We start from the raw sequence: 26,478 nt of genomic DNA on the forward strand, positions 1-26,478 counted from the left end.
TGACCTGGTTCTGTAGGCTTCCTACCCACGACCACCAGAGGTCAATCGTACCTTTACACAGTTAGTTAGACGCTACCTATTACTTGGCCAGGAGCATCGTGGACTTAACCACAACACGAAACTCCCGCTTGGATTGGAGGGCACTTTACCGTACCGAATGAACAGAAAACGCAGCAATCCCCATTTAAAGGTTTAAGAATGGTCTTGCACTCCTCACAGTCATAAAAATATTGGCAGGAGTCTGTGGCCATGACTTCCTGCTTTTTGTGCCCGCAGGCTGGACAAGTAATTGTTGAAAGTAGTGTTACCTCGCTCATGATTTGCCTTGCTCTGTAATGAGTAATTTGTTTGTGAAGGGATCGATCACCTCAAAACACGGAGCATTCCAAGGAGCCTGCTCAATGCCGGGATGATTGTATTTGTATGGACGTGAGCAAATTTCTTTATAAAGTTTTCTGACATCATCAACTTCTATGTAAGCCTTGCCCCCTGAAGAGCAGTCGCCATGATGCTCCGAAAGATGCAGCACAATACCGTCTCGGGACACTTGCATATAGATTGGAGAATCTTCACCAAACTTATGCTCCCAATCGACTTTAAAGCCAAGCCAGTCAACGTAAAATTCAATCGTTTTCTTGTAATCGAAAATCCGGAAAATGGGGACAACGCTGGTTGGCATACACGCTAAAGTGAAGTTGTTATATCGTTTAGTCTTTTGGTCAGGTCTTTACCGCAAAAGTATTTTGTCTGATCTGCCCACGGGTTAAGCGTTTCGCTTAACTGGTGAGCGTATTCAAACGGCCTTGGGAAAGAGCTTGTCCATTGATCATCTCCCTCAAAGAACATGTAGATGTCCCAAGCCTTTTCACCTTTCGGGTTTAGCCTGCGGGCGACAAGATCGCCAAATTTATTCTCTGCGTCAAAATACTGGATGATTGCCGGGTCAGTAAACATGGAAGCGGCCTTAAAAGCACGGTCCTGATCATCCGACTTGAGCATGTTCGTCCAAACAATCAATACGCTAATACCCTTCTCACCCATTTTCTCAGAGACGGATTGCTGGATTGCCTGTGCGCCCTGCAAGCACCATCCGCAGCTGGATGAAAGGATAGCAACAAATTTAACTTTGCCCGGCATTTTATTGAAAGCAACTTTCAAGTCATCGATACGTGCCAGCACTTTGAGGTTTTTGCTTTTCTCGGTAGGTACATTCACTTTAGGCATCGCGTTGCATGTTTCTGGTGTACACGAACCTTTAGTACAACGGTCTGCTTTGGTTAATCCCGTAATCCCATTTTGCTCAACTTTATAGCCAGTGTTGTTAATAGTCGCAATGATCTTTGACTCATCAACTTTTATGGGATCGTATTCTACAATTGCGGACTTGTCAGCATAGGACGCTTTAACGGCAGACACACCAGCGAGCTTTTTAACTTCACTCTCTATGTGATGCTCACAACTCGCACACGTCATGCCGCTTACCGACAGCACTACTTTTTTACTCTTATCCTGCGTAGACGCAAAGGATTGTTCTGACTTAAAAATTCCGGAGTAAGAAGGAAAGGCGAGTAACAGTAGTGATACTGCGGTGATAATGCCCAGAAATTTCTTTGACTGAAAGAAGGAGCGTTTTTCCTCGCAACCACAGGCATCCGTTTTGGAGGCTCTAATAACCTGAAACCAGGCGATCCCTAAAAACAATAATGTGCCGCCAATAAAAAACGGACGAAAAGGTTCAAGCCATGACACAGTCGTCATCAGGCTTCCGGAACTCCCAATGATTCCCAGGAACGGAACAATACAGCATAGCGAAGCGCTTGCTGAAGTCAACACGGTTAATACAACAGATGCTTTCATATCATTTCGAGGACTTTATTATTACTGATCAATTTGAATACGGGCTTAAGGATTTCGGTATACGCGGGGCTTATAGAATAAAAAACCGTTTGCCCGGTCTTCTTTGAAGTGATGATCTTCGAATCCTTCAATTTGCGAAGATGCTGGGATACTGGGGAAATGTTCATGCCAAGAATGTCACTCAGATCACAGGGACACAACTGCCCTTCTTCCTGAAGCAGGTAAAGAATTTTGATGCGAACATCATTACCAACAAGGCTGAACGCATTGGCTAACAGTAACAATGAATTGTCAACCGCTTTTACTTTCTGCCGACACTCTTTAATCTGGTTTACATCCGCAAGGACGCGTATACAAGCACTGTTCATATCGTATTTTAGTAAATGCTAAAGTACTAAAGTAATGGATACGAACGTTATGGGCGACCGATTTTTTTAAGAAAATTTATGAATCTTGAATGCCCAGCAAAAAGGAAGTCTATTTCTTCTACCATGCCATTCTTAAAGTTCTCGACAATACGGGCTTTTAAATGTTTCAAAATCATAAAAGGTTTTTTCTTAATGCTTCGAATCGTTCCAAATCCTTAAGCAAAGCCTACGGAGAACTATATAATAGTCCTGGACAAAGTAAAACAACTATGAAGAAGCCATTAATAAACAACATCCAAGTATTTCTTCGAGGTGGCATAGCAACCGCATTGGTTTGTCATTTTTCCTCAAATATCTTCCAGTCGATAGTGCTATTCACATGCTTCGAAATGTTATGGAGGATCTCAAGAGTTATACTATTAAGCTCTTCAAAGGCTAAACCTTAACGAAGAACTGATCGCGGTTCGATTCCTTTAAGGAATCAATAAAAAAAGCCTTCAAATTTTAACATCTGAAGGCTTTTTTGTGCGTAGACCCTACGAGCCAAATATCGAACCGCGCTTTATCGAAGAATGCCGAAAATTACATGATTTAAAGGTTTTGGTCGATAATCAACGCAACAATCGGCCTAAAGACTAACTACGAATCATTTCGTAGGCGTCCCGACCCTGCCAGTGGTGAATTGAGCATTCGCTTAAATCGAAAGGTAAGGCATACCAAAAAATCAGTGCCAGATTGCGATTACTGGCCCAACTCCTGGTATCGAGGAAACCGCCTTATAACTTTTTCCAGGAATTGTGTAAACCCACTTCAGCCTGGGAGCCGTTAATTTGAATTATGAAACACTCTTATAAGCTTTCCGGAATGACTTGTGTTAATTGCATGGCCACCGTTAAAAGAAGACTCTTATCCCATCCTGGAGTAACATCAGCGGAATTAACCCTAGATCCACAGCGCGCTGTTATTGAGATGGACGCGCACATTGATACGTCAGAGCTGCAAACAGCTTTGGGAGGTGGAAAATATAAAATTTACGATGACATGACCCGTGAGCAGAAAGTGATGTGACATCCGGCTGTTCGACTGCCATATTCACAAATAATCGATAATAAAGGCCAATTTCAGTGTAAATGAGGGTAATTCCTTATATTTAATCATCAATAATGTTGAAGGGGCTTTCCATAGTGCTGTTTTTTATAACGTTTGGGGTGATGCTTATCCCAGCGGTCTCCTACGCATGTGGAAAAAATCACAAAAGGACCGAAAAAAGCTGCACTAACCGGGAATCAAAGCCTAAAACCGAAAAGACCTATAACAAAAATCTGTCTGACCAAGATCCTTGTTCAAGCGAACACTCAAAAGATCAAGGTTGCGGGTCAAACTGCAATCACTCTAATTGCAAGTGCGTACATTTTACTATCAACATTGCCTTGGCCCAAGAGAATTTATTGAAAGACAAAATCATAAACTTCTCAGGCCGAAAACATAGCATCATCAATACAGAAAATAATCTGTCTGAGGGCTTCCACTCAATCTGGCAACCGCCTAAAATAAGCTAATTCTTTGCCGTGACAGCCACAGGTCTGTCCAATCGAAAGCGAAAACTTGCTTTCCAATTATTTCTTTCAAGAATTTAAACTCTTATCACATGAAATCAATATCAAAAATATTGATGGCAGCTTCTATGTTGCTATCATTCCAATCATTCAGTGCTCAAGTAGATAATTCAAAAACATCTACAGTAAAGATTTATGGCAATTGCGGGATGTGCGAAAGTGCCATTGAAAAAGCAGGTAATGTCAAAAAGGTTGCAACAGTCGAATGGAACAAGGATTCCAAAATAGCTACACTAACCTACGACAGTGTTAAAACTAACCAGGATGAAATCCTAAGACGCATTGCTTTAGCTGGATACGACAGCGAACATTTCTTCGCACCAGACGAAGCCTATGCAAAGCTTCCGGCATGCTGTCACTACGAACGAGCCAAAGCAGCAACTCATAAAGATGAAGCCATGGCAAACTCAACAATTAATAAGCCTGAAGCCGGAATGCACGATCACTCCGCAATGACCAGTCAGGATAAAAATCAATTGAAGGCTGTTTATGAAGGTTATTTCTCCCTTAAAGACGCACTCATAAAAAGTGACGGAAGCGCAGCTTCAGCAAAAGCCAAGGATCTGCTTGCTGCCATCAATGCTGTGAAAATGGAGACACTGAAACCAGAAGAACATACTGTTTGGATGAAAGTAAAGGAAGACGTGACAACGGACGCAGAACACATCACCGAAACAAAAGAAGTTTCACACCAACGGGATCATTTTACCACGCTATCCAAAAATATGTATCAACTCATCAAGGTATCTAAAAATGATGCCCCTGTATATTATCAGCATTGCCCGATGTACAATGATGGCAAGGGTGCTGACTGGCTGAGCAAAGAAAGTGCAATCAAAAATCCTTATTACGGATCACAAATGCTTTCCTGCGGTAAAACCGTTGAAACCATTAACTAAACAGCTATGGAAAAGAAACATGAATCTCATAACCATTCAACATCATCCCACACCGGGATGATGTACAAAAAGCTTGCGCTTATGGTTGTTCTTTCCTTCGCTGCAATGTACATCCTCATGTATGCGATGGTTGACAAATTTTCCAACGTGATCCCCAACGTTAACCAGTTCTACATGGCCGGGTTAATGGCTATGCCGATGATGATCATCGAGCTTATCGTAATGGGAAGCATGTATAAGAAGAAAAAACTGAACATCATCTTGTTTGCTTCAGGCTCGATTGCTTTGATTGTTTTCTATCTCTGTATTCGTCAGCAGGCGGGTGTTGGGGATAAGCAATTTTTAAAATCAATGATCCCGCATCACGCAGCAGCCATCCTAATGGTGGAACAAACGCCTATCGAAGATGTTGAGATCCAGGAACTGGCCAAGAAGATCATCGTAAGTCAACAGGCAGAGATAGAACAAATGAAGGCCAAACTCAAGGAGCTTGAAAAGTAACATCATGAAACATACATACACCATTTCCGGGATGAGCTGTGATGGCTGCCGGAAGAATGTGGAAAAAGCATTAAATGGCATTGACGGGGTGCAAGCGAAGGTTGAACTTAACCCACCGCTAGCAACCATTACGATGCATTCTCATATCCCGACAGAAAAACTTCAAAAAGCATTAACGGAGGTTGGGGATTATACCATATCGATTAGCGAGGCGGGTATCAGCTCACATACGCATGGAGAATCAACTGTACAACACGACTCAAAAAAACATTCCCGCACTAATGCGGAGGATACGGGTACGCCTGGAAAATACTATTGCCCTATGCACTGTGAGGGTGATAAAGTGTATGATAAGCCAGGGAATTGCCCCGTATGCGGCATGCACCTGGTTAAGCTTCCAGAGATTGTCCTGAGCACAAAATATACGTGCCCTATGCATCCGGAGATTATCAAAGACAAGCCTGGGTCGTGCCCGATCTGCGGGATGAACCTGGTTGCGATGACTCCGACAGACTCGGATGACACACAAGCCTACAATGATCTGAAGAAAAAGATGGTTGTGGCAACTGCATTCTCGGTTCCCGTCTTTTTGATCTCCATGATGGAAATGATTCCGAATAATCCATTATTCAACATTATGGGGATACAGTACTGGGGATATGTTCAGCTGCTGCTTACAATCCCTGTAGTGGTATATGCATGCCGGATGTTTTTTGTCCGGGCTTGGGTTTCAGTTAAAACCTGGAACCTGAATATGTTCACCCTGATCGGGATGGGTACTTCCCTTGCATTTGTCTTCAGCATCTTTGCGCTATTCTTCCCGGGAGTTTTTCCGGACGAATTCAAAACTCATCACGGCACGATCGGATTGTATTTTGAGGCCACGGCTGTTATCCTGACGTTAGCTTTGCTCGGCCAGTTGCTGGAAGCACGGGCTCATAGTCAAACCAGTGGTGCCATAAAAGAGCTGCTGAAGCTTGCACCTACCGAGGCCACCATTATCAAGGACGGCTACGATCAGAAGATTTCGATTCAGGATATTGTCGCTGGAGATCTTTTAAGAATAAAGCCGGGCGATAAAATACCGGTGGATGGAAAGATCACGGATGGAGAAGGCAGTATTGACGAAGCGATGATTACCGGGGAACCAATCCCGGTTGATAAGCAAACGGGTGATCAGGTTACATCCGGAACGATTAATGGTAACAGTTCCTTTGTCATGGTAGCTGAAAAGGTTGGAGCTGAAACATTGCTCGCGCAAATCATCCAGCTGGTTAACAATGCAAGTCGCTCCAAAGCTCCGATTCAAAAGCTGGCTGATAACATATCAGGTTATTTCGTTCCGCTGGTAGTGATTATTGCCGCGCTTACCTTTGTTACGTGGGCAATTGTCGGCCCGCAGCCAGCAGTAGTTTATGGGTTTATTAATGCTATTGCCGTGCTTATTATCGCGTGTCCATGCGCATTAGGACTGGCCACCCCCATGTCAATTATGGTTGGTGTAGGCAAAGGCGCTCAATCCGGTGTGCTGATTAAGAACGCAGAAGCCCTTGAGCAGATGAATAAGGTAAATGTCCTTATCACGGATAAGACCGGCACGATCACGGAAGGCAAGCCTTCCGTTGAGAAAGTCGTTGCTACCGACTATCCTGAAATCGAGCTCATACAATACATCGCTTCCCTGAATCAATACAGTGAGCATCCGCTGGCGCAGGCCGTTTTGAATTTTGCCAAGACAAAAAAGATTTTGATCCTGGCTTCAAACGATTTTCAAGCAGTGACCGGGATGGGTGTTATCGGGACGGTTGGCTCTAAAAAAATAGCTCTAGGTAACAGGAAGCTGATGGAAAAAGTAGGTGCAACTGTTGCTCACGATCTGGAACATCAAATAGTTGCAGAACAAAAACTCGGTAAGACAGTATCCTATATTTCAGTTGACGGAGTAGCACGCGGATTTGTTACTATAACCGATCCTGTCAAAGGGACAAGCGGCCCGGCTATAAAAGAATTGATGCAACACGGGGTCGAAGTTATTATGCTCACCGGTGACAATGAGAACACTGCACGCGCAGTAGCTGAGCAACTGAAACTATCCTCGTTCAAAGCTGGGTGTCTCCCGGAGGACAAGCTTAAAGAAATCAAACATCTTCAGGCCCAGGGGAAAATCGTTGCGATGGCCGGGGATGGTATTAATGATGCACCCGCTTTGGTACAGGCGAACGTTGGTATTGCGATGGGAACCGGAACGGATGTCGCCATTGAAAGTGCAAAGATCACACTAGTGAAGGGCGATCTTCAAGGCATTGTCAAAGCACAAAAGCTCAGTCATGCAGTGATGAAAAATATTAAGCAGAATTTATTTTTTGCTTTTGTCTACAATGCGCTTGGTGTGCCGGTCGCTGCCGGATTGCTGTACCCGTTCTTTGGAATATTGCTTTCCCCGATGATTGCAGCGTTAGCCATGAGCCTTAGTTCAGTTTCAGTAATTGTAAACGCGCTCAGGTTAAGGGCAGTAAAAATTTAATCTTGTATGAATCGATCTCAAAGAATCTATAAAAGCATAGTACTGACTGTGATAATAGCATTGTTTGCTGTACACATATCCTACGGCCAAAAAGTTGTCCGCTATCACTTATATGTAAAAGACACGATGGTCAACTTTACTGGAAAAGAAAAAAGAGCCATCGCTGTAAACGGACAGATTCCCATGCCAACACTGACCTTTACCGAAGGTGACACAGCCGAGATCTACGTTCACAATGAAATGAAGGAGAACACCTCATTGCACTGGCATGGAGTGTTTCTGCCAAACCAGGAGGATGGAGTTCCCTACTTAACACAGATGCCCATTGAACCGGGAGAAACATATATCTATCGCTTCCCGATCATCCAGCATGGCACGCATTGGTATCACAGTCATAGCGGCCTTCAGGAACAACTGGGAATGTACGGTTCAATGATCCTGAATAAGCGGGCAAACGATCCGACCTTTAGAAAAGGCATAGATGATCTGCCGACCGTGCCGGTGGTCTTGAGTGAATGGACAGACTACAATCCCAACAACGTTGAGCGCATGTTGCACAACGCTTCGGATTGGTTCGCGATAAAAAAAGGAGCAACCCAGAGTTACAGTGAAGCGATCAAGGCAGGGCATTTCAAGACGAAAGTAAAAAACGAATGGAAGCGAATGCTGGCCATGGATGTAAGCGATGTGTACTATGACCGGTTCTTAATGAACGGAAAAAATCAGAGCACGCTTTCACAATTAAAGACGGGCGAAAAGGTCAGGCTGCGTATCTCTAACGGAGGAGCATCTACTAACTTCTGGCTTACGTATGCGGGCGGAAAAATAACTGTTGTTGCCAATGATGGCAATGATGTTGAGCCGGTTGAAGTTGACCGCCTGTTAATTGCTGTTTCTGAAACGTACGACCTAGTTGTAAGCATTCCGGCAGAAAATACGGCCTACGAATTTTTAGCAACTCCTGAAGACCGCACAAAATCAGCATCCCTGTATGTAGGCAGCGGCACTAAGCAATTGATCTCTCCACTTCCCAGGCTAAAATATTTCGAAGGGATGAAGATGATGAACGGGATGATGAAGATGAACGGTGACCTCGATGATATGGGCATGAATATGAGCCTGAACCAGATGGACATGAACGTGGTGATGTACCCGGAGATTACCGGGGAAGCAAACAAAAAAGACAAAGGTGCTTCCGGTGATCAAGACGAACATGCTAACCATTCCATGCCATCGATGGAAGATCAATACAATTCAAATAAGCTTTCAGACATTGTGACGCTTAACTATGCAATGCTGCAATCACCTGAAAACACTACCCTTCCGGAAGGCCCTGTCCGTGAACTTCGTTTTGAATTGACGGGCAATATGAACCGGTATGTCTGGAGCCTTGATAATAAAGTAGTAAGTGAAGCCGACAAGATTCTGATACGAAAAGGTGAGAATGTCCGCATCATCATGTACAACAATTCCATGATGCGTCACCCCATGCACCTGCACGGTCACGACTTCAGGGTCTTAAACGGAAAAGGTAAAAATGCGCCTTTAAAGAATATCATTGACATCATGCCGATGGAAACGGATACGCTTGAATTCAATGCTAATGTTTATGGCGACTGGTTTTTTCATTGTCATATTTTATACCACATGATGAGCGGAATGGGCAGGGTGATCGGTTACGAAAACCAGCCGAAAAATCCGTTGATCAAAAATCCCCGCTCTGCGCAGCGCAAGCTTTTCTCAGATGACCGGCATTTCCACTTCATGGCAGAAAATGATTTTGCAACCAATGGCAATGATGGAATGCTCATGTTTCAAAACACGCGTTGGAGCCTGGGCACGGAATGGCGGCTCGGCTACAACGATATGCACGGTTATGAAACTGAAACCCACATCGGACGATACATAGGCAAAATGCAGTGGCTCATGCCTTTTATTGGTTTTGACTGGCGATACAGAAAAATGGGAATAGATGAGCAAGAGGAAAACTTGTTTGGACAGTCAAACACAAAGGATAACAGGACTCAATTCAGCCTCGGTGTTGCGTACACGCTTCCAATGCTCCTGATTTTAGAAACAGAAGTATTTCATGATGGCAACGTACGCGTGCAACTTATGAGGGAGGACATTCCTGTAACCAAACGAGCAAGGATGGCACTGATGATAAATTCAGACAAGGAATACATGGTTGGACTTCGCTACATTCTTGCAAAAAACATAGGACTACGCGCACATTATGACAGTGATATGGGATTCGGAGTTGGAATGAACCTAAATTATTAGAGCATGTGAAGATCCAGTGAGTGCAAAGATTATGCTCCTCCAACTATTTGGTATTCTTTTAAGGTCGGTCTTTTAGACATTCCTGGATCTACGTTCTTTGTAATGCATGAGCGTGCAAAGCCATTCGTATATTCTCAAAAATCCTTTGCGATCATCAGAAATCCTAAACCTACCTCCGTAGGTAGCATGACATTGCGCAAAAAAGAAAACTATGAAAATTGCAATGTCGTCATCAGGAAATCTCTTCACATTCTTGCGCGGAGCGCTGTTTACATTGGTTGTCGCATCATTGGCAACCAATCTTGCGGAATCAGTGCTTTATTTCTTCGTCCTCGAAGGTTTATGGACCTTTTCGAAAATTCTCTCAGACGTATACACCTATCGTTAGTGATCAACAGGTTTATAAAGCTAGTCTAACGCGACAGCTTAAGGATTGAAAACGCACCCTTGGTGACCAGTAGAAACACGACTGTCCCGACAATGAGATCTGGATATTTTGAATCCAGGAGAAATACAAGAAGTCCAGCGGCAATAACTCCGATATTGATAATGATGTCGTTTGACGTAAAGATCATGCTTGCCTTCATGTGTGCTTCCTGGCTCTTTGATTTCTGAAGTAAGAACAAACAAGACCAATTTGCGACTAGTGCCAACAAGGAAACAATCATCATCATCCTAAAATCAGGTAATTCTTCAACGCCAATAAATCGTCTAATGACTTCAATGAATCCAAGGGTTGCTAAAACCAACTGAAAATATCCGCTAATGCCGGCCACTCTCTTTTTGTTTGCTAACGTGCTACCAACAGCAAAGAGACTAAGACCATAGACAAGGGCATCCGCTAACATGTCCAAACTGTCTGCAACTAGACCCATTGATCTGGAGACTAAGCCAGTTGAAAGCTCAACCACGAAGAAGATAGCATTGATAGCGAGAACTTTCCATAGTAGGCCTGATTGGACATGCGAAGTCTCTATGACATCCCCTAACGTATCATCAATTTTTTCAGATCGTTCAAGCGATGAAGAAAATTTTAATGAGTCTATAGAGGTTTTTATCACTTCCAGGTTGCCTTCATGCGTAACGATCAACTGTCTGTTTGGAATATCAAAATCCAGTGCCCTAATACCCTCTAATCCATCGAGCTTCATTCTGATAATACTTTCCTCAGATGGACAATCCATTTTTTGAATCAAGAACGTTGATCTTTCCATGCTTACTTAATGGCTCTAAAATAGGAATTGAACACTATTGTAACAGGGTCTATAAGTACAGATTATGGTGAAGGGTTCGATTCCCTTTACCTATCAACGAAAAAAGCCTTCAAATTTTGCAAATTGAAGGCTTTTTTAGCGTAGACCCTACGAGCCAAATATCGAACCGCGTTTTATCCAGGAATGCCAAAAACTGCACGATTTAAGCGTTTTTATGGATAATCAACGTCCCAATAAGTCATCGGAGGAAGTACGAGGAAACTCGTACTTTGCTTCCTCGTAGGCACGTCTACCCGGAAGTTAGGCCGAGTCGGTCATCTTTAGGAAGGGGTAATCGAGATCGCAAGCCGGCGCCACCGGCCTAATGACGAGGCCTTCGACGGCTACCTGGCTAACGAGCGAGATCACACACCGTGAGTTTCTCCGCAATTCCAACCCGTTAAGCAGTACATCCGACGGTCTTGACGCGTGCCGGCTTCGCGAGATTTTCCGAGAGTAGCAGGTTATTTACTGACGAAACGTATTTTTTGCGTCCACTTTGCTCGATTTACCAAAAGCAACGTCATAACTTACTAAGTATCAATATATTGAGCTTCGACCGTTTGATCGATGCCCGGCCACTACCTGGCCTGACTTGATATCGTCTGCCTACTCCATCGTCTGCGCAAAAAGGCTGCGTTGGTGTTTATTTTCTTTGTATCAATACTTAACGAAAGAGAGCCATGCTATTTTTAGAAACATTGAAAAAGTACGGACCGCAAGTCGAAGATGCCGTCGACGAACTTTTTTCTACCATTGAAGCCAAGCAAACGCACGAACAAGACTTGCTACTTATTGAAATCAACGGATTTTATCAAGCAAATCTCGAAAGCCCGCTCCACGGAGGTGAGAAGGTTTCCCCTTATGTATTTGGAATCGGCGGCTGGTCCTATTATACAGACCACACTCAATATCGATTCTTCGATGCGTACCGACGGGAAATTGAGGAGACCCCGCGGAATGAATACTTTGCTGACTTTAAGACAAACCTTAAGAAACAAGCGCATTACGATATGACGCTTCAGCTAGAACTCATGGCTTATCTTAAGTTCTGGGAATCGGATGTGATGCTAAGAAAACTGTACCAGCTATCGAACCTAGCCCAAGGAAAAAACTACGATTGGCACTATACGCTAGGCAAAGATGACTCTCGGCAGAATCTTATACGAAACATTATCCGGGATCCAATCAAGAAAATATGTCCGAAGTTTTATCAACTAATAAAGGATATATACTTGTCGCAAATCCGAAACGCGACAGCACATTCCCAGTTCTATATTGAACAAGGAAAACTTGGCTTTACTAACTATGATCCAGCTGATCACGCGCCACTCTCCCAGATTAGTTTTGATGAATGGGAAGAACGCTTTCATAAACTTGCTTTAATGTACAACGAATTGATCAGGAACTTCAACAAATATCGCGAACGCTATATAAAGGAAGAAAACGAAAAGCATTATGGGTTGCAAATCAGAATAACGAAAAAAGATAAATCAGTACGTCACGAGTTCATCAAATACGTCGACATCGGCAGCCGTGCAGACTGGATGTGGTATCGCAATTGGGCGAAATATTACAGCGAACCTTAAGCATTCCCTGAGTAACTACATCTTGCACATGGCAGTTGTCAGCGAGAATGCCTAATATTCCAAGATGGGTTTGTTTCAACGCGACAAACCCAAATGTCGGAAATGAACAAAAGCAAGATGAAATGGATACAACACTGCCGATCTACGAATGCATTCGTAGGTTATCATCTCCGGCTTCGCTTAGATGTCAGACAGTGGCAATTAGCCCCGGTCGAGAGCTTGGCGTTTGTCTTTAGCACCTAGCTTGTGTGGCTGATAATTGACCAGTAAAATGTTGTATCTGCAATCATGGACTCTATTACATTCAATGACTATATTGTTGGATGGAAAAGAACGCCGCGTGTTCAATACTCCGCCTGAACGGTAAGATCAGGAAGTATACAAAGATCAAAATGTCCTTCCCAAACGACGCTTCGGTTATCAAATCGGTCTTCCTGGCCTTACGGGAGATAACACGCAAGTGGACCATGCCGATCCGGAACTGGAATTTAGTTGTAAATCAATTTATCAACATCTTCGGAGAGAGATGCAAAATATAGCCCCTTTACGCAGTTCGTTAGACGCTTACACACTTTGCTGGGCACTGTCTCACACCACTGTACGTACGGGTCTCGTATACAGCGGTCACTGTCAATTGTGGGGCAATCTTTTGATAGTCAACGGGCAACGGTCGTATCCCCTTTCAGCAACCTTTCCAGTGTGATGGTGGTAATCGTGATCGGACTCTGTGCCACGGCCCATCCACCCATTCGTGTTCGTCGTTCCCTGCGTTTTTATGATAAAATGCGTCCCCTTGGTTGCAAAGCTGAATTGAAGGAATTTTTGCGCCGCCTTATGGAGGAACTCAGGGTTCTGGGTTCAAAACCTCTTCAGATTTGAACAAGATCATTATATTCCGACCTAATTCATAGCGAACAATGAATCCAATTCCTGTAAAAAGATATATCGAGATTAAGAATCTTTCCAAACCAGAGCGAGCACTCGAAAGGTTAGAAAACGAATTCATTGACATCATGTACACGGACCATTTTTCCGAGACCAGTTTGATAATGCTGCTTGATGTCAACATTGATCCGTATAAGGAGGAGGATATAATTTGGCTAAAGAATCTTCTGGACACAGTTCTACCTGAAGTAGGAGAAACGCAGTATCTTTTAGTTCCATTTGTCCCTAGGCAAAAGTGATGACTGCATTTAAAAATCGTTTCTTCAAAATATATATTAGTAACATGACTGAATGCCGCAATTAGATATAAACCTGCAATTTCCCCGGTAAAAAAGATGCTCTATAACTGGCGCAGCTTGACCAAATTACTCACATTAGTGAAATAGTAACCATATCATCGATACAGCAATGGTACGATTAGACTTAACAGGCGTAGATTTTGTTGACAGTGAGCTCGTTGATTTCTACGATAGCAAAACAATATTTTTTGAGCCAACAAATAAGCTACCCGAAACTGTCACCTTTAAAATATGGGGAGCAGATATCGAAAGAACCGCTGTGCAGGATGAATTCATAGAAGTATTGGACTATCCCAATATTTCGGAAGCCCTGAAAAAAAATGGAAGATTGACCGTAAAAGGTTTCTCGACTTTAACATTTGAAGAGGTAGTTGCCGGTGAAATCAAGATTTCACCATATGACAAGGGGGAATTTGTTAAACTAAAGAATGGAACGACCCAAACATTCAAACGAGAATGGAATCTTGATCAGATCGACCGTCAATGTTTCTGCTATCATTTAAACGCATCAATTTACTTCCCTTATGGAGCATGCGATCTTAAGCTCTATACAAAAGGAAGAGTATCGTTTGAATTTGACCCTAAAAATTGTATTAACTATTTGGACTACATTGGTGATAAGGATAGAGGCGAAACATTTTGGGGATATCTTAAGAACAAAGATATCTGTACAAGCTCGCTTAGTTATCCAGATGTTGATCCCCGGCACGTTTCCTGATCCGCTACATTCTCAAATGTTAACATCCGTGCTCTCCGTTGCAGGCAAGAAGAATACCAGCCCATAAAATCAGAAAGGTTTCAAAATAAAAAGCAAGCTTCGAAAAGTTGCTTTTAACTCGAAAATGTAACCCGGAGACAGTGCTGCATTCGTGCTCGCTGAACCTCGATGTGCAACAACTTACGGGCGGTTCGATTCCCGCTCAGTCGGACACAAAAAAGCCTTCTAATTGCTGAAATTAGAAGGCTTTTTAGTAGTAGACCCTACGAGCCAAATATCCAAAATTCGTCCAAGAATGCCAAAAAGTACATGAAATGGCCATTCTATTAACAAACAGCCAGTAATTGAATTGGCCATACCAAACAACTGTTAGGATGAGTAGCCCGATAAGCACGTGTGGCACCACTTGCAGGTAGAAAAAAGCATATCGCCAATTTGAATTGCATCTAACGTTGAAGCAAGCAAACTAACACCGGTCACCAAAAACAAAAAATGTCGCCTACACTTTGTTAAAAGTACTAACATACGTTAGCTTTAACAAAAGCTATAAATGGGACGTCAAAGCGCCAGAACCGTCGGTCGAGCAAATTTATTCAGATCGTTCTCACAAAATTTAGAATGGGTAAAAGAGCATGCGTCTATTAAGTTCGAGCCAGACTTCGAATACGGTTACATCTGCCCATTATGTTTCCGGCTGTTCCTCGAAAAAGATCTGGACACTTCGCTTAGCAATTTTCTAACGTTTGAAGACATCCCCCCAAAATCGCTGGGCGGGCGACCTCGAGCTCTTACTTGCAACGCTTGCAACTCAAGATCGGGTCACGAACTTGACGCGCACCTATTAAAAACGCTGCTGGACACCGACGCCCAAAATTTCCTTCCCAACTCGTCCGCCAACGTCACTTACCAGCTCAGCGGTAATAGCATAAATGGAACGTTTAAGGTTAGCTCAGACGGCGTGGTCACATTAAAAATGGAGAAGACCCGCTCACACCCTATTCAGGCAGAGAAGTTCCTGAATGAGCTCATACCCCGTACGAGGATCAGCAAGCCATACCCACCTCTATTTCGTCCATTACAGGACGCGGCCCCGAACCCGGCCTTTTCCATGACAGTTTCTAAAATATTCGACACAAGGCGCGCAAATATAGCTTTACTCCGTATCGGCTATCTCCTCGCATTCGCTACGCTAGGCAACAGCTTCCTGCTGAACAGCGGGCTTTTTACGGTCAGAGAGCAACTGATGCACCCAGACAAAGAGGTAATCAAAATATTCTGGATAGCACACAAGTTCCCAAAACACATGGAGGGTATTCACATAATTACTCTTCCCAAGGACATGCGAGCATTCCTTGTAATTTTTTCACTGGCAACCCGAAGCTCCACTAGCCAATTTGCAATCGTGTTGCCTGGGCCTACCGCCCCGGGAATAAAGGTATACGATTTCATAGAGAGCGAATTATGCACGGGCGACGGAACCACGTTCCTAAACTTCACAACGGAGAAGTTACCAGACAAAAACTACCTAAAAGACAAAGCTTCCGCATTCCTGGCACAAGCATACTGGCAAGAGTTTACAAATGATGGTTACACACCGAGATTTGCTCCCTAAGCTTCCCGGAATTTCCCGACAGTAAAAAAAACTGTAGAGCTCTTACAGAGAAATGTCAACTGCGCAGATACACTGCGTACTTAGGCATCTACTTTAGCCACTAGAACGAAAAAGCATTCTTTTTTTAACTCTACCGCAACATGACTGAAATAAACGGCGATTGGTTTTCACCCAAGAATCCAACTACGAAACTTCCAGGGACCTTGACTATAGACGATGGAGCCATGGAACTTCAGCTTTACACAGAAACAGACTTCTTAGGTCAACCCCTCTACGACAACGAGAACGAAATTAGCCAATACTCAATTATACTGGGGGAAACTTGGCAAGGAAAAATTACGCTCGTTAACTGTGACTTAGTCGCAAAAAACAAGATCGGCAAAAAGTTTGCAACATTCTCAATATCTCCGAAACTAATGTTTGAGGGAGAACATTTTGCCAGCACAAACGATATAAACGCAACGGCGATATCTTGCTCATACACCTATCTCTCGGCATGGATGGAGGATCTTACTCACGAATCGCCATTCAAAAATATAACGGGTCAACTTTCGGACCTTGACCCTCGATTAAACAAAGAGTTAGTGATAGACATAGAAAATGGATTCTCAGTTCACATACACCAGTTCCTCAGAGAACATGATATTACCAAACGGACTAGAGTAAGCCATCAAATTCACCATTCAGTGGATTTTGTTTCTAAAACGAATCGCCCTTTCGTCGAGTTTGAAGAAAAAGCCATCGCCTTTCAGAAACTTATGGAACTAGCTCTTGATTGTTCTATAACAATTCAATGGAGCATGATGAAATGTGGATTGAAAAATCAAACCACTGTGTTCATTACAAAGGCGAGCTCTAGGAACAGAGTCTCCAAAGATTCCGACAGCCATCGTAGCCCAAGCTCCATGCTTTTTAGTTATTACAAACTGGGAGAGCACGGTTTCAAAAATGCGATTAATAAATGGTTCGCTTCATATACTCAATTTAGTACTGTATACGATATATACCTTGATACTAATAAACGATACAATGAAACGGGTATTTTACTAACAAGTATTATGTTCAATAACCGTGTACTAAACATTATTCAAGGATTGGAGCAATACCATCGACTATCAAATCCTCAAGACGATGAGACAAAGGACGCTTTTAAAGAAAGTTTAAAACCAATATTAGCGAAGCTGGACAGCAAAGAAAAAGATTGGCTAAAGGCCCGAGCCTTTCGAAAGACAACTAGGTTGGAGGATCGTCTTGTTCGATTGCTCGAGGTTTATGCAACAAGCTTTACTGGCATTTTTGACGCCCCTTCGGAAAAACTGGATTTTGCAAAACATTTGGCAGAAATACGAAATTCACTATCTCATGGGCGTAACGAAAAAAGCGACATCGGCGCCGAAAATCAGGACGCTTACATAAAGGCTAGAATACTCCTACTTGTATGCATATTGGACTCCATTGGCATCAATCCAGAAACGTCATGTAAGCTAATTGAGCGGTGCCATCGCTATGGCAGCCCATTAGAATTTTACCGGAAAAGCAACGCCAAATAGTGCACACATGCTACAAAGATTCATGCCGCTTAAAACAACTTCTTTCAACCGACCGCAAATGGCAGCACCGGCATCAGAAACCCCACCGCCGCTTTGTAACGCAATATAATTATCACATAAGTAAATTTGTTTTTAGTGAGCATTTTTTTAGTTTAGAAGCCGCCGCATTTCGCGAACCCCGGGATACGGCAACGTAAACCCCATAACATATGACTTCTATAGTTGGACTTCTAAATACTCGAGGAATGGCTCTCGCGGCAGATAGCGCCGTTACAATAAGCTCAGTAGCTGGTGCTCACAAGGTGTATAATAAGGCAAACAAGATATTCAATCTCTCAAAAAAATTGTCGGGTTGGCATTGCAATTTTCGATAATGTATCTTTTTTAGGAATTCCATGGAAAAGCCTTATAAAGTTTATCGATCTGGACTGAACCAACAATTAAATACCGTAAAAGACTATCTACATGCACGCGTGCTAATGAAGAAATGAAGAAGAAGAATAGCAATTCATTGACCAACATAACGCTAGCTGTTACCTGGGGATCGGTATTGTTCACTGGAATCTTAATTTACCTATTTGCTCGACGCGTCCCGTTTCCTGCCGGAAGCTCAAACATGATTGACCCGGCGATCTTTGGCCAGCTTGGTGACGTAGTTGGAGGCATTGTCGGTACCGCTGCCGGCTTGCTTACAATGTACCTAGTGTTGCGAACATACCATTCTCAGAAGGATGAATTGGAAGCCACGCAAAATGCACTTTACGACCAACGTGCTGAAACGTCGGTTTTTGCTATGTTATCGACTCTGCGAGAAATCGTAAATGAAACGTCGGGAACAGTTACAGTTATGTACCTTGATGGGCATACAGGAAGTTCAGAAATGAAAGGTCGTGAGTATATCCATAACGTCCGCCTTGATGTTAAACGGAATCTCGCTTATCCAACGGGCTTCAATAGAGAACTGATGTACAATCCAGCCACTCTGCAATTCCATATTTATTTTCAATCGCTGACGAGCTTAACGTCCACCGGCCCGAGAGTTCTAACTAAAATGCCCGGCCCCGATTCCTACACTGTCGATCAAGTTAGGACATCAACCGGTCAGGCTTTTCTTACCGCCTTAAAGCCGCATTATCATAACTTTGATCATTACTTTCGATATTTTAGAAACACCTTGGAATACATCGCATCTATCGAGTATACAGAAGATAAAGCCCGATACTTCGCGTTGGTTACGGCGCAACTTTCACAAGACGAGCTGGTAATGTTGTTCTACTATACAATAAGTGCTGATACAGAGTTTCGCGCTTTGGTAGACGATCTCGGGATTTTGGCGCCCATTTTAATGCCAGAAGCACTGTTCGATCCGTGGCATCACTGGCTTCTTCCCAAAACGCGATTTAAGTTTCTAACGAACGAAGAGTGGGACCAAAAATCAAAAATCTCTAATACGTAAGATAGGCGAGTTATGACATTAATTTCCCTTTCCCTTAATCACGGCAATCCTATCATGATGGCTGACCTTCTGTTCAGTTCAGAAAACTCAAATTCAAACATTGCAATACCAACATTAGTTAAGGGTATGGATGATCACCACCCTGATACGGAATACAAAAACATTTTAGTTGTATATATCGTGAAAAGTCATTACGATGGACAATACTATCTTCCGCCTTACTCAATCGTTGAAAATAAAAATGAGTTGCATAAAAGTGCAATAAAGTTTAAAAGAACTGGCGATAGATTTTACGTACACACCTCCAAAGATCAACACGACATCATTCGAGATCAGCCATTATCAGAGCTTCAGTCACAATCAAGAAATTAAAATACTTACCATTACTAAATCGATTATGACACTATCCATGAGAGTATTCGGCAAGGATCTGGAAGCGTTGACCTACCAAGACTTGGAAGAGTTCTTTACGACCGATAAACATGAATCTGATAGCTTGGAATTTAAGTCCATCAATGCAGCCGGTGCACTTGATCAAAAAATACAAGGACTATCAAAAAGTGTGTGTGCCTTCTTAAATTCCGACGGCGGCATTCTAATTTGGGGTGCTCCTAGCGGTGTCTCAGACGGTGGGAATGGGCCGAAGCGGTTTGTTGGCGCCTTAACCCCTTACCCTACCCACATCGAAAAAGACGCTCTTATTAACATGGTCACCGACCGTATCGTTCCGATTCCGAACCGCATTAAATTGCAAATATGTAATCAAGAACAAAATTTTGTCTTCGTGTTTGAAATATCTCCTAGCAATTACGCACCTCATCAAACAGATAATACTTACTATATGAGGATAGATGGACAAACTAGAATAGCTCCGCACCACTACATAGAAGCATTGTTCAAGAAAGTTAGATTTCCGGACATCTGCATATATTTTAAGATTACCGGAGCAAACGTCTTAGCGAATGGACATTACCAAGTGCACTTTGATTTATATATAATTAACTGGTCGCAATTTCAGAATGACGAAGAGATTTCGTTTCGCGTTTTTGGCGGAGAACTAGTATTTCCCCTAGCGCAAATTGCTCCCCATTCTAATAATTATCGATGGAATGGAAAAGAATATTTCAAAGACCCGGTGCAGAAAATACTACACTTTGGACAACCGATTAGGGATGGCAACTATTTTACTGTTTCCCCAACATCATTGGGAGCCAACCAGCATATGGAAATTCATATAATAGTATCAGGTCGATACTCTCCAACCAAAAAATCGGACTACACAATTGATTTTTCAAAAATGCCAAACAGAAATGAGATGATAGTTGTAAGGTCGGAAAATGTGACAATAGCTGAATGGCAAGCACAAAATGGTGTAAATAGAGACACCGTTCTTAAAGAGTTGCTACAATAGTTTTATCACATTCCGGTCGTTGAAAGGAACTGCTATGGGATATTTAGTTAGATATTGCTTAGATAGTAATTACGACCGATACCTCGTTCTACAACATATTGTGCGGAGCACCACTGGTGATAGCGAGACCTCCAAGAAGAAACGTGGTTGACAAAATTTAAATCGACTAAATGAAAAACTGGTACTATGACTTGTTAGATGAGCTTTATGACAAGTATGACATAACAGCTGGGACATCTTTGGAAAATTTTATTAAGCGAAAGCTGAAAGCCAAAGACACTTTAGTCAATACAACGCATATCAAGACAATGCTTCTGGACTTAGAGAACAGAGGGCTTATAACCTGGAAAGCAGATGTAAAGACAACGAACCAAGATGGCGTTTACTCGTATCATTGGTTGAATATCGAAAAGTACAAGAATGATTTAGGTAAAACAGTAAATGGGATTGACCAGACATTTTCAAATATTTATGTAGAGGCTCACTTAACACCTGACAAAGGACTAGACTACGCAGCTGACCTTGTGAATGGACGAGCGATTCGTAACTCTACCCTTGCGACAAACTTTTGGATGACAACTTTGACCATAATCATTGCATTGACAAGTATGGCTACTTTGCGTACTCAGTATCTGCAATATAAATCCACAGAGACAAAAGAGTTGAAGGACGTTGATGCCTTCACCAACCAACAGATTCAACTTGACAGCATTAACTTAACCTTAAAACGAATAAACGCGACTTTGGGTAGATATTCAGGTACAATGTTGAACAAATCCCAAGATGACAAAAATATGAAAAAAGAGTAGTGAAGGTACAACCAGAAACAAAGCATCATGTCGGCAGATTTTGATGATTATTTAATAATTTGGATTGACGGAAAGCCGCGATAAAGCGCGGGTGCATCACGCGAATATGAAGGCAGTTGATGTAAGAGACCGCGGGATTTTACAGATGAGTACATAAAGGCTTTTGCAAATCCTCATTAAGACTAAGAATCATACAAAGAAAAATACCATGCGTGAAGAAATTGACGTGCCTATGTACAAATCCTAGAACATCCACTTGTAAACACTTTGGACAAAGTTGACACAACCGCTAACAAAAGCTATAATGGCTTGCCTTCTGATATTTGTTTCTGCTCTGTAAAGCCAGAACCTTCAACGCAAACGTTGTATGCAAGCTCCTCAGGCAAATTAGGCTCGACACAAACGAACATTGAAATGATTGACAACTATGGATTGGAGAGGCTATGAACAAGTTACTAAATACATCTATGAAACCCTTGGCAAAGCTACGGGAGTGAAGATCGAGGGACATGGAAGTAGCTGTAAAGTGAAGGGGAAATCAGGGGTTTACCACCAAATAGATGTGCTGACAAGTCACTCAGATGGAATTCATACTTATAGAACGGCAATTGAATGCAAGTTCTGGGAAGACTCCATCAACAAAGACATTGTGATGAAAGTGGCCGAAATAATTGAGGACGCTGGAATCAATAAAGGGGTAATCGTTTCCAAAAAAGGGTTTACAACGGACGGAATCTCATTTGCTAAGTATAAAAATATAGGCCTTGTTGAGCTAAGGGAGTTGGAAAATCGCGACCGGGAGGAGTTCAACTTGGGTATGCTAAACATCAAGACCGAATTGAGACGACCAGAAATACTCGGAATAATGATTGATAACGTCGGGGAAAATCTAAGGCCCGAACATACAGATACACGACAAATAATAGTTAGAGTTAAAGAGGGAGAAGAAATACCTTTTGAGAACTATTTGACGACCTTTAAAATGGAGCTACATAAAGAGGCTCCTGATAACGTTGTAGAAAAGTATTATGAACTGAAAGGTGCTGAACTTTTTACTAAAGGGGCTAAAAAGTCAATAAAAATAAGAGGGTTCACACTAAAAGGGAAACTGACAATAAAGGACATCGACTTGAAATGGGACATTGTTGACGAAGTGTGGTTGATAATGAACTCCTTGTTCGATGAAAAATCGTTCACTATTTCAAAGATGGGTGCGATACAACAAAGTAAACCAAAAAACCGACCAAGATAACCACCCCTCAAGCTACAAAGCATTTATGCACAATGCCGCGCCGAGAAACTAATCACCACCGCGCACTGGCATCTGCTTCCCTCAAATTCCATCGCGACACCAAAGCAAACAAACTAGCTAATTCTTATTACAAATTAATAAAATATAGCAACTAAGACAGTTTCAAGTATGCCGAAAAAGACAGTATTGAAGCAAAGGGACATTGAGCGCAAAGTCTCGAAAAGATTGAAGAAATATAAAAAACTAAACTACCTTGGGCAGTTTGCAATGTTTATGGGAACTGCCCAGTTGCTGGAGATTGGACTAAAGAATTTATTGATCGCAAGGTACGGTTATAAAGTAGAACAAATTGAAAAGAAAACCTTGGGCTGGACAACAGCCGAACTTGAGAAAAATCAGTTGCGAACGGATTTCGTGAAATTACTTAAGAGTTTAGTTGAGAAAAGAAATTACGTTGCTCATGAACTTTTAGCCAACGAAATGATTAAAGAAACTCTTTTGGGAGGTCTAAAACCGAAAAAGCATTACAGCAAGGACTTGAGGTTTCTGCATAAAAGTATTCTTGAAGTTGAACAGGTTATGGTTCTTTTTAATTGGACAAGTAGAAACGATGGTTGGAGCTGATGCTAATTATTAAGCAGCACCGGCCGTGAAGACGAGATGCGTGATCAACTTAGGGTGCGAACAATCTCCATGAGTAAAGCGTCTATATCGGACCGAAACTCCACCTGCTGCCTCGTTGGAAGCGCCTCTTTACTGCGGACTGTTACATGGAGATAACCATCAGCAATACTTCGTAACGATTCATTCAAATGCTTCATGTGTTTCTTAAAACTCTTCCCGTCTTTGGCGCCGCCATAATTAGCCGTCAATTGATCAAATGAACCGAACTTGAATAAGGGCGGGACATGATCAATGAGAGCACGGCCAATAATAGCCACAGACAAGAAGTTGCCGCGGCCATAATTATCGTTCAACTCTTCGCACAGCCTAACAAGCCGTCGCAGATCGGCATCAGGTGTTACGATGGCCTTCATTTCCTTAATGCGCTCGAGGCTCACGTAAGATTCACCAACTGGTAATGTCTTGTTAATATTTTCACCAAAAACATGGTCTCCTATAATATCCTTTGTAACATGATCACCCATTTTCTCCAGTGTACCTGACGGCAGGTAATATTGCCCCCCCCTTTTCCTTCTTTGGACCACATTTCCCATATAGTGATTGACCGACGCCTGCAGATCGTTACCTACAAAAGTAAATATCTTGATTTCAGAGAGGCCCACCAAGGAATATTTTTTTCCAGAAAAAGTGATCTCTGGATCGCCGTCTTTATAAGCATTCACCAACTTTGAAAGTTGGTTCTCCTCTATTCCAAAGATATTAAAAGCATTTGTGGCCGTTTTTACAAGTATATTATATTTCATAGTAGTCGTCACTTCCATTTACCTAAGCTTGTTAGCGATTACAAGGTCGATTACTATACAAAGAAATTGCCCAACCGCGCAGCCTATTTGCGCAGACAGATTAACGCGAACAAATCTATTCCTTTCGCCTAGAAATGTAAAAGCATGTCAATCGTTGTGCTCCAGCAGCATCGCTTTCACGGATCAATAATGCCAACTATGCCTGCAGCTTTAAATGCCCACAAACGTGTTCTAGGAGGTCGGCCGGCTCAACGTCGATCGCTCGTGCGATCAACCAAACCTCGTCGGCACGTAAAGCGACGTTTGGGTCAACAGTGATGTCGGTCATGCGATTCTTCGTAATCCCCGTTCGTCTGGCAATTTCCGCTTTAACTACCGCTTTCTTTTCCAGGAATTCGCCAAGTTTCGTCATTGTGTCATTCAATTTTCCATAATCATATCCAATTTTTAAATAAATGTTGAGAAATACGGTCCACTTTCTTTTATGTGTCAAAAAATTAAGTACATTTATCACCATATTTTTGACGCATGGAGCAAGAAGACGTAGAATCGGTAGTAATACGGGGCCAACAGGAGCGTCTCAGATATTCCCAAGCCGTGCTTGCACTGCTTCGTCGGGTTAATGTACAGGACGGTGATGCCACTTTGAAAAATGAGCTAAAGCCCGTGTACGAACTTTTAACTTTATTACAGGGAACTAGTCGCTCTAAACATTCGAAATAAACGACGACAGAAGAAAAGCTTAAATATTATACATAAGTATAGTTAGACAAAGGTATTCACAAAGAGTCTCGTGACGCGAACTTGGAAATTTGACGCGAGGCAAAAGTGGATACCCAGTCTCTACCATTATATTTGCAAACGGTAGGGCTGGGTTCACTTATTGCATCATAGCGTCAGACCGCCTTCGGGCGGTGGTTTTCCAAGACCAGCGTCGCTAAGTGTGGTATTGTGCGCCCGCCCTACTTTTTTTGTGCGCAATCCACACTCTAATGGCTCTTCATCATCGATCAAGCTATGAAGAACATGCCAAGAAGTATTCCAACAGACATTCCAAACAATCGCAGGCCACGTCAGCACTTGCTTTCTAAAACGCACCAGCGCATGCTCCATTGTAAGAACGTGTGTCGCGGCCACATTATCAGACAATTTCTTCTCCGTGGACAACTTCGTACATGACTAACTCATAAATACCTAGATCGCTCATGAAACGAGCTCGAAGCAAAATGCACATCCACATTACCGGACTATGAGCATGCAACCCTGGAGACTAGATACACGAGAGAAGGACGATGATGAAATTCATCACGGAAGAAATATAAAGCGCATTCGCGAATTGCTCGGATGGAAGCAGGAAGCTTTAGCCGCGGCCCTTGGCATAGGTTGGTCTCAAAAGAGAGTGTCGATAATAGAAGGCAAAGCCCGAATCAACCATATAGACCTCCAAAAGATCGCCACAATATTAGGCATATCAGAAGATCTTTTGCGCACAGGTTCAAAAAGCAAGCTACGAAAGCTTTTGCAGACAGAAGAAGCAAGACCGCCTGTTATACGTGAGGAACAGATAATCGCGACGGTCATCCAGCACCTTAGGACATTATACGAATGCCTCAATGACACTACTGCAGTGATCCGCGACAGTACCCATCTATTTTATCGTTCACCCGACGACCCCGTCGCGACCAATCGTGAAGGTAATAGACAAACAGATTCAATGCCTATGTAGAGCTAAAATATCAGATATGAAAAGATCAACCAAATCCAAAAAAGAACGAACAGCTAGAGAACTAGTAAACGAACATGTTAAGTCCTATCTAGAGGAAATGTTTAAAGAAACCACGCCAGGGTTTTACCGATCAACTCTGATAACGCTTATGCTAGAGACCGTCCTTGAAGACCTCCATGAAGAAACGATTCCTAAAATGGGCGAGGCCGCTGTGACATGCCTCAAGTTTATTGGTCTGATAGATCAAATTGAATATTCTCTGTGGGCAATGAAAGGGTATGAAAATATTTATAGTCTTCCCAACATGGACGGTGACGATTCTACAAAGGATGTAGATTCTTAATACCCGCTCGCCGCAAACGTCTGTTCGTGATTATCACTTT

The 26,478-nt window shown here is 42.6% G+C and carries 24 protein-coding genes and 2 pseudogenes; 19 read left to right on the forward strand and 7 right to left on the reverse strand.

Features of this window, described 5'->3' with window-relative positions; all coding sequences use genetic code 11:
• Window positions 1-104 precede the first annotated feature (104 nt).
• From KK078_RS19945 to KK078_RS19960, 4 genes are read right to left on the reverse strand one after another with little or no spacing between them, the layout of a single operon-like run.
• Window positions 105-317, reverse strand: a complete 213-nt coding sequence (locus KK078_RS19945; protein WP_254092075.1) for a GDCCVxC domain-containing (seleno)protein — start codon at window positions 315-317, stop codon at window positions 105-107.
• A complete protein-coding gene (locus tag KK078_RS19950) occupies window positions 314-679 on the reverse strand; it encodes a glyoxalase superfamily protein (protein ID WP_254092076.1) in 366 nt (121 codons plus the stop codon). The genes KK078_RS19945 and KK078_RS19950 overlap by 4 nt, the downstream gene beginning before the upstream one ends.
• A gap of 5 nt (window positions 680-684) precedes the next feature.
• A complete protein-coding gene (merTP, locus tag KK078_RS19955; protein ID WP_254092077.1) occupies window positions 685-1,857 on the reverse strand; it encodes a mercuric transport protein MerTP in 1,173 nt (390 codons plus the stop codon).
• Window positions 1,854-2,225 (reverse strand): ArsR/SmtB family transcription factor, encoded by a 372-nt coding sequence (locus KK078_RS19960; RefSeq protein WP_254092078.1) that lies wholly within the window; start codon window positions 2,223-2,225, stop codon window positions 1,854-1,856. The genes merTP and KK078_RS19960 overlap by 4 nt, the downstream gene beginning before the upstream one ends.
• 837 nt (window positions 2,226-3,062) lie before the next feature.
• Here KK078_RS19960 and KK078_RS19965 point away from each other — a divergent pair.
• The 5 genes from KK078_RS19965 (at window position 3,063) to KK078_RS19985 (ending at window position 10,048) form a co-directional block, all read left to right on the forward strand.
• Entirely contained in the window at window positions 3,063-3,293 is a 231-nt protein-coding gene (locus tag KK078_RS19965; protein ID WP_254092079.1) for a heavy-metal-associated domain-containing protein, read from the forward strand.
• A 580-nt stretch (window positions 3,294-3,873) separates the two neighbouring features.
• Window positions 3,874-4,740, forward strand: a complete 867-nt coding sequence (locus KK078_RS19970; protein ID WP_254092080.1) for a DUF3347 domain-containing protein — start codon at window positions 3,874-3,876, stop codon at window positions 4,738-4,740.
• A 6-nt stretch (window positions 4,741-4,746) separates the two neighbouring features.
• The gene (locus tag KK078_RS19975) at window positions 4,747-5,241 is read left to right on the forward strand and encodes a DUF305 domain-containing protein (protein ID WP_254092081.1); all 495 of its coding nucleotides are present in this window, start codon (window positions 4,747-4,749) and stop codon (window positions 5,239-5,241) included.
• Between the two features lie 4 nt (window positions 5,242-5,245).
• Window positions 5,246-7,765, forward strand: a complete 2,520-nt coding sequence (locus KK078_RS19980) for a heavy metal translocating P-type ATPase (protein ID WP_254092082.1) — start codon at window positions 5,246-5,248, stop codon at window positions 7,763-7,765.
• 6 nt (window positions 7,766-7,771) lie between these two features.
• Window positions 7,772-10,048, forward strand: coding sequence for a multicopper oxidase domain-containing protein (locus KK078_RS19985; protein ID WP_254092083.1), 2,277 nt, complete (start codon window positions 7,772-7,774; stop codon window positions 10,046-10,048).
• 413 nt (window positions 10,049-10,461) lie between these two features.
• On the opposite strand, the gene KK078_RS19990 is transcribed toward KK078_RS19985, so the two are convergent.
• On the reverse strand, window positions 10,462-11,262 hold the full coding sequence (locus KK078_RS19990) for a cation transporter (RefSeq protein ID WP_254092084.1): 801 nt from the start codon (window positions 11,260-11,262) through the stop codon (window positions 10,462-10,464).
• Window positions 11,263-11,984: 722 nt separating this feature from the next.
• On the opposite strand from KK078_RS19990, the gene KK078_RS19995 reads away from it, so the two are divergent.
• The 12 genes and pseudogenes from KK078_RS19995 (at window position 11,985) to KK078_RS20045 (ending at window position 23,566) form a co-directional block, all read left to right on the forward strand.
• Window positions 11,985-12,890 carry a hypothetical protein gene (locus KK078_RS19995; protein WP_254092085.1) on the forward strand — a complete coding sequence of 302 codons (906 nt, stop codon included), beginning with the start codon at window positions 11,985-11,987 and terminating at the stop codon, window positions 12,888-12,890.
• Between the two features lie 347 nt (window positions 12,891-13,237).
• Window positions 13,238-13,429, forward strand: a pseudogene (locus tag KK078_RS20000) (transposase); the annotation flags it as partial.
• 814 nt (window positions 13,430-14,243) lie between these two features.
• Window positions 14,244-14,852 (forward strand): hypothetical protein, encoded by a 609-nt coding sequence (locus tag KK078_RS20005; RefSeq protein WP_254092086.1) that lies wholly within the window; start codon window positions 14,244-14,246, stop codon window positions 14,850-14,852.
• A gap of 550 nt (window positions 14,853-15,402) precedes the next feature.
• Window positions 15,403-15,693: pseudogene (locus KK078_RS30840) on the forward strand (HNH endonuclease); the annotation flags it as partial.
• Between the two features lie 132 nt (window positions 15,694-15,825).
• Window positions 15,826-16,464 carry a hypothetical protein gene (locus tag KK078_RS20010; protein WP_254092087.1) on the forward strand — a complete coding sequence of 213 codons (639 nt, stop codon included), beginning with the start codon at window positions 15,826-15,828 and terminating at the stop codon, window positions 16,462-16,464.
• A 140-nt stretch (window positions 16,465-16,604) separates the two neighbouring features.
• Window positions 16,605-18,014, forward strand: coding sequence for an ApeA N-terminal domain 1-containing protein (locus KK078_RS20015; RefSeq protein ID WP_254092088.1), 1,410 nt, complete (start codon window positions 16,605-16,607; stop codon window positions 18,012-18,014).
• 487 nt (window positions 18,015-18,501) lie between these two features.
• Window positions 18,502-19,470 carry a putative phage abortive infection protein gene (locus KK078_RS20020; protein WP_254092089.1) on the forward strand — a complete coding sequence of 323 codons (969 nt, stop codon included), beginning with the start codon at window positions 18,502-18,504 and terminating at the stop codon, window positions 19,468-19,470.
• 12 nt (window positions 19,471-19,482) lie between these two features.
• Window positions 19,483-19,842 carry a hypothetical protein gene (locus tag KK078_RS20025; protein ID WP_254092090.1) on the forward strand — a complete coding sequence of 120 codons (360 nt, stop codon included), beginning with the start codon at window positions 19,483-19,485 and terminating at the stop codon, window positions 19,840-19,842.
• 25 nt (window positions 19,843-19,867) lie between these two features.
• Entirely contained in the window at window positions 19,868-20,881 is a 1,014-nt protein-coding gene (locus KK078_RS20030; protein ID WP_254092091.1) for an AlbA family DNA-binding domain-containing protein, read from the forward strand.
• A 170-nt stretch (window positions 20,882-21,051) separates the two neighbouring features.
• The gene (locus tag KK078_RS20035; RefSeq protein WP_254092092.1) at window positions 21,052-21,690 is read left to right on the forward strand and encodes a hypothetical protein; all 639 of its coding nucleotides are present in this window, start codon (window positions 21,052-21,054) and stop codon (window positions 21,688-21,690) included.
• 427 nt (window positions 21,691-22,117) lie between these two features.
• Window positions 22,118-22,942 carry a restriction endonuclease gene (locus tag KK078_RS20040; protein WP_254092093.1) on the forward strand — a complete coding sequence of 275 codons (825 nt, stop codon included), beginning with the start codon at window positions 22,118-22,120 and terminating at the stop codon, window positions 22,940-22,942.
• Window positions 22,943-23,110: 168 nt separating this feature from the next.
• Window positions 23,111-23,566 (forward strand): hypothetical protein, encoded by a 456-nt coding sequence (locus KK078_RS20045; protein ID WP_254092094.1) that lies wholly within the window; start codon window positions 23,111-23,113, stop codon window positions 23,564-23,566.
• 44 nt (window positions 23,567-23,610) lie between these two features.
• On the opposite strand, the gene KK078_RS20050 is transcribed toward KK078_RS20045, so the two are convergent.
• Window positions 23,611-24,387: a hypothetical protein gene (locus KK078_RS20050; RefSeq protein WP_254092095.1), complete on the reverse strand. Its 777-nt coding sequence runs from the start codon at window positions 24,385-24,387 to the stop codon at window positions 23,611-23,613.
• 178 nt (window positions 24,388-24,565) lie between these two features.
• The gene (locus KK078_RS20055) at window positions 24,566-24,886 is read right to left on the reverse strand and encodes a helix-turn-helix domain-containing protein (protein WP_254092096.1); all 321 of its coding nucleotides are present in this window, start codon (window positions 24,884-24,886) and stop codon (window positions 24,566-24,568) included.
• A 732-nt stretch (window positions 24,887-25,618) separates the two neighbouring features.
• On the opposite strand from KK078_RS20055, the gene KK078_RS20060 reads away from it, so the two are divergent.
• Together KK078_RS20060 and KK078_RS20065 are read left to right on the forward strand one after the other, a co-directional pair.
• Window positions 25,619-26,095 (forward strand): helix-turn-helix domain-containing protein, encoded by a 477-nt coding sequence (locus KK078_RS20060; protein ID WP_254092097.1) that lies wholly within the window; start codon window positions 25,619-25,621, stop codon window positions 26,093-26,095.
• A gap of 16 nt (window positions 26,096-26,111) precedes the next feature.
• A complete protein-coding gene (locus KK078_RS20065; protein ID WP_254092098.1) occupies window positions 26,112-26,438 on the forward strand; it encodes a hypothetical protein in 327 nt (108 codons plus the stop codon).
• Window positions 26,439-26,478: the final 40 nt, after the last annotated feature.

It is taken from the genome of Dawidia soli (assembly GCF_018598185.1).
In the GTDB taxonomy this organism is placed as follows: domain Bacteria; phylum Bacteroidota; class Bacteroidia; order Cytophagales; family Cyclobacteriaceae; genus Ohtaekwangia; species Ohtaekwangia soli.

Excerpts from the sequence above, each read along its gene's own strand:
- KK078_RS20040 (WP_254092093.1), top strand. The coding sequence starts at position 22,118 with ATGGATTGGAGAGGCTATGAACAAGTTACTAAATACATCTATGAAACC.
- KK078_RS20025 (WP_254092090.1), top strand. The coding sequence starts at position 19,483 with ATGACATTAATTTCCCTTTCCCTTAATCACGGCAATCCTATCATGATG.
- KK078_RS20030 (WP_254092091.1), top strand. The coding sequence starts at position 19,868 with ATGACACTATCCATGAGAGTATTCGGCAAGGATCTGGAAGCGTTGACC.
- KK078_RS20035 (WP_254092092.1), top strand. The coding sequence starts at position 21,052 with ATGAAAAACTGGTACTATGACTTGTTAGATGAGCTTTATGACAAGTAT.
- KK078_RS20005 (WP_254092086.1), top strand. The coding sequence starts at position 14,244 with ATGGTACGATTAGACTTAACAGGCGTAGATTTTGTTGACAGTGAGCTC.
- merTP (WP_254092077.1), bottom strand. The coding sequence starts at position 1,857 with ATGAAAGCATCTGTTGTATTAACCGTGTTGACTTCAGCAAGCGCTTCG.
- KK078_RS19965 (WP_254092079.1), top strand. The coding sequence starts at position 3,063 with ATGAAACACTCTTATAAGCTTTCCGGAATGACTTGTGTTAATTGCATG.
- KK078_RS20020 (WP_254092089.1), top strand. The coding sequence starts at position 18,502 with ATGAAGAAGAAGAATAGCAATTCATTGACCAACATAACGCTAGCTGTT.
- KK078_RS20060 (WP_254092097.1), top strand. The coding sequence starts at position 25,619 with ATGAGCATGCAACCCTGGAGACTAGATACACGAGAGAAGGACGATGAT.
- KK078_RS19985 (WP_254092083.1), top strand. The coding sequence starts at position 7,772 with ATGAATCGATCTCAAAGAATCTATAAAAGCATAGTACTGACTGTGATA.
- KK078_RS19975 (WP_254092081.1), top strand. The coding sequence starts at position 4,747 with ATGGAAAAGAAACATGAATCTCATAACCATTCAACATCATCCCACACC.
- KK078_RS20055 (WP_254092096.1), bottom strand. The coding sequence starts at position 24,886 with ATGGTGATAAATGTACTTAATTTTTTGACACATAAAAGAAAGTGGACC.
- KK078_RS20045 (WP_254092094.1), top strand. The coding sequence starts at position 23,111 with ATGCCGAAAAAGACAGTATTGAAGCAAAGGGACATTGAGCGCAAAGTC.
- KK078_RS19960 (WP_254092078.1), bottom strand. The coding sequence starts at position 2,225 with ATGAACAGTGCTTGTATACGCGTCCTTGCGGATGTAAACCAGATTAAA.
- KK078_RS19995 (WP_254092085.1), top strand. The coding sequence starts at position 11,985 with ATGCTATTTTTAGAAACATTGAAAAAGTACGGACCGCAAGTCGAAGAT.
- KK078_RS20050 (WP_254092095.1), bottom strand. The coding sequence starts at position 24,387 with ATGGAAGTGACGACTACTATGAAATATAATATACTTGTAAAAACGGCC.
- KK078_RS19950 (WP_254092076.1), bottom strand. The coding sequence starts at position 679 with ATGCCAACCAGCGTTGTCCCCATTTTCCGGATTTTCGATTACAAGAAA.
- KK078_RS19980 (WP_254092082.1), top strand. The coding sequence starts at position 5,246 with ATGAAACATACATACACCATTTCCGGGATGAGCTGTGATGGCTGCCGG.
- KK078_RS20010 (WP_254092087.1), top strand. The coding sequence starts at position 15,826 with ATGGAGAAGACCCGCTCACACCCTATTCAGGCAGAGAAGTTCCTGAAT.
- KK078_RS19945 (WP_254092075.1), bottom strand. The coding sequence starts at position 317 with ATGAGCGAGGTAACACTACTTTCAACAATTACTTGTCCAGCCTGCGGG.
- KK078_RS20065 (WP_254092098.1), top strand. The coding sequence starts at position 26,112 with ATGAAAAGATCAACCAAATCCAAAAAAGAACGAACAGCTAGAGAACTA.
- KK078_RS19970 (WP_254092080.1), top strand. The coding sequence starts at position 3,874 with ATGAAATCAATATCAAAAATATTGATGGCAGCTTCTATGTTGCTATCA.
- KK078_RS19990 (WP_254092084.1), bottom strand. The coding sequence starts at position 11,262 with ATGGAAAGATCAACGTTCTTGATTCAAAAAATGGATTGTCCATCTGAG.
- KK078_RS20015 (WP_254092088.1), top strand. The coding sequence starts at position 16,605 with ATGACTGAAATAAACGGCGATTGGTTTTCACCCAAGAATCCAACTACG.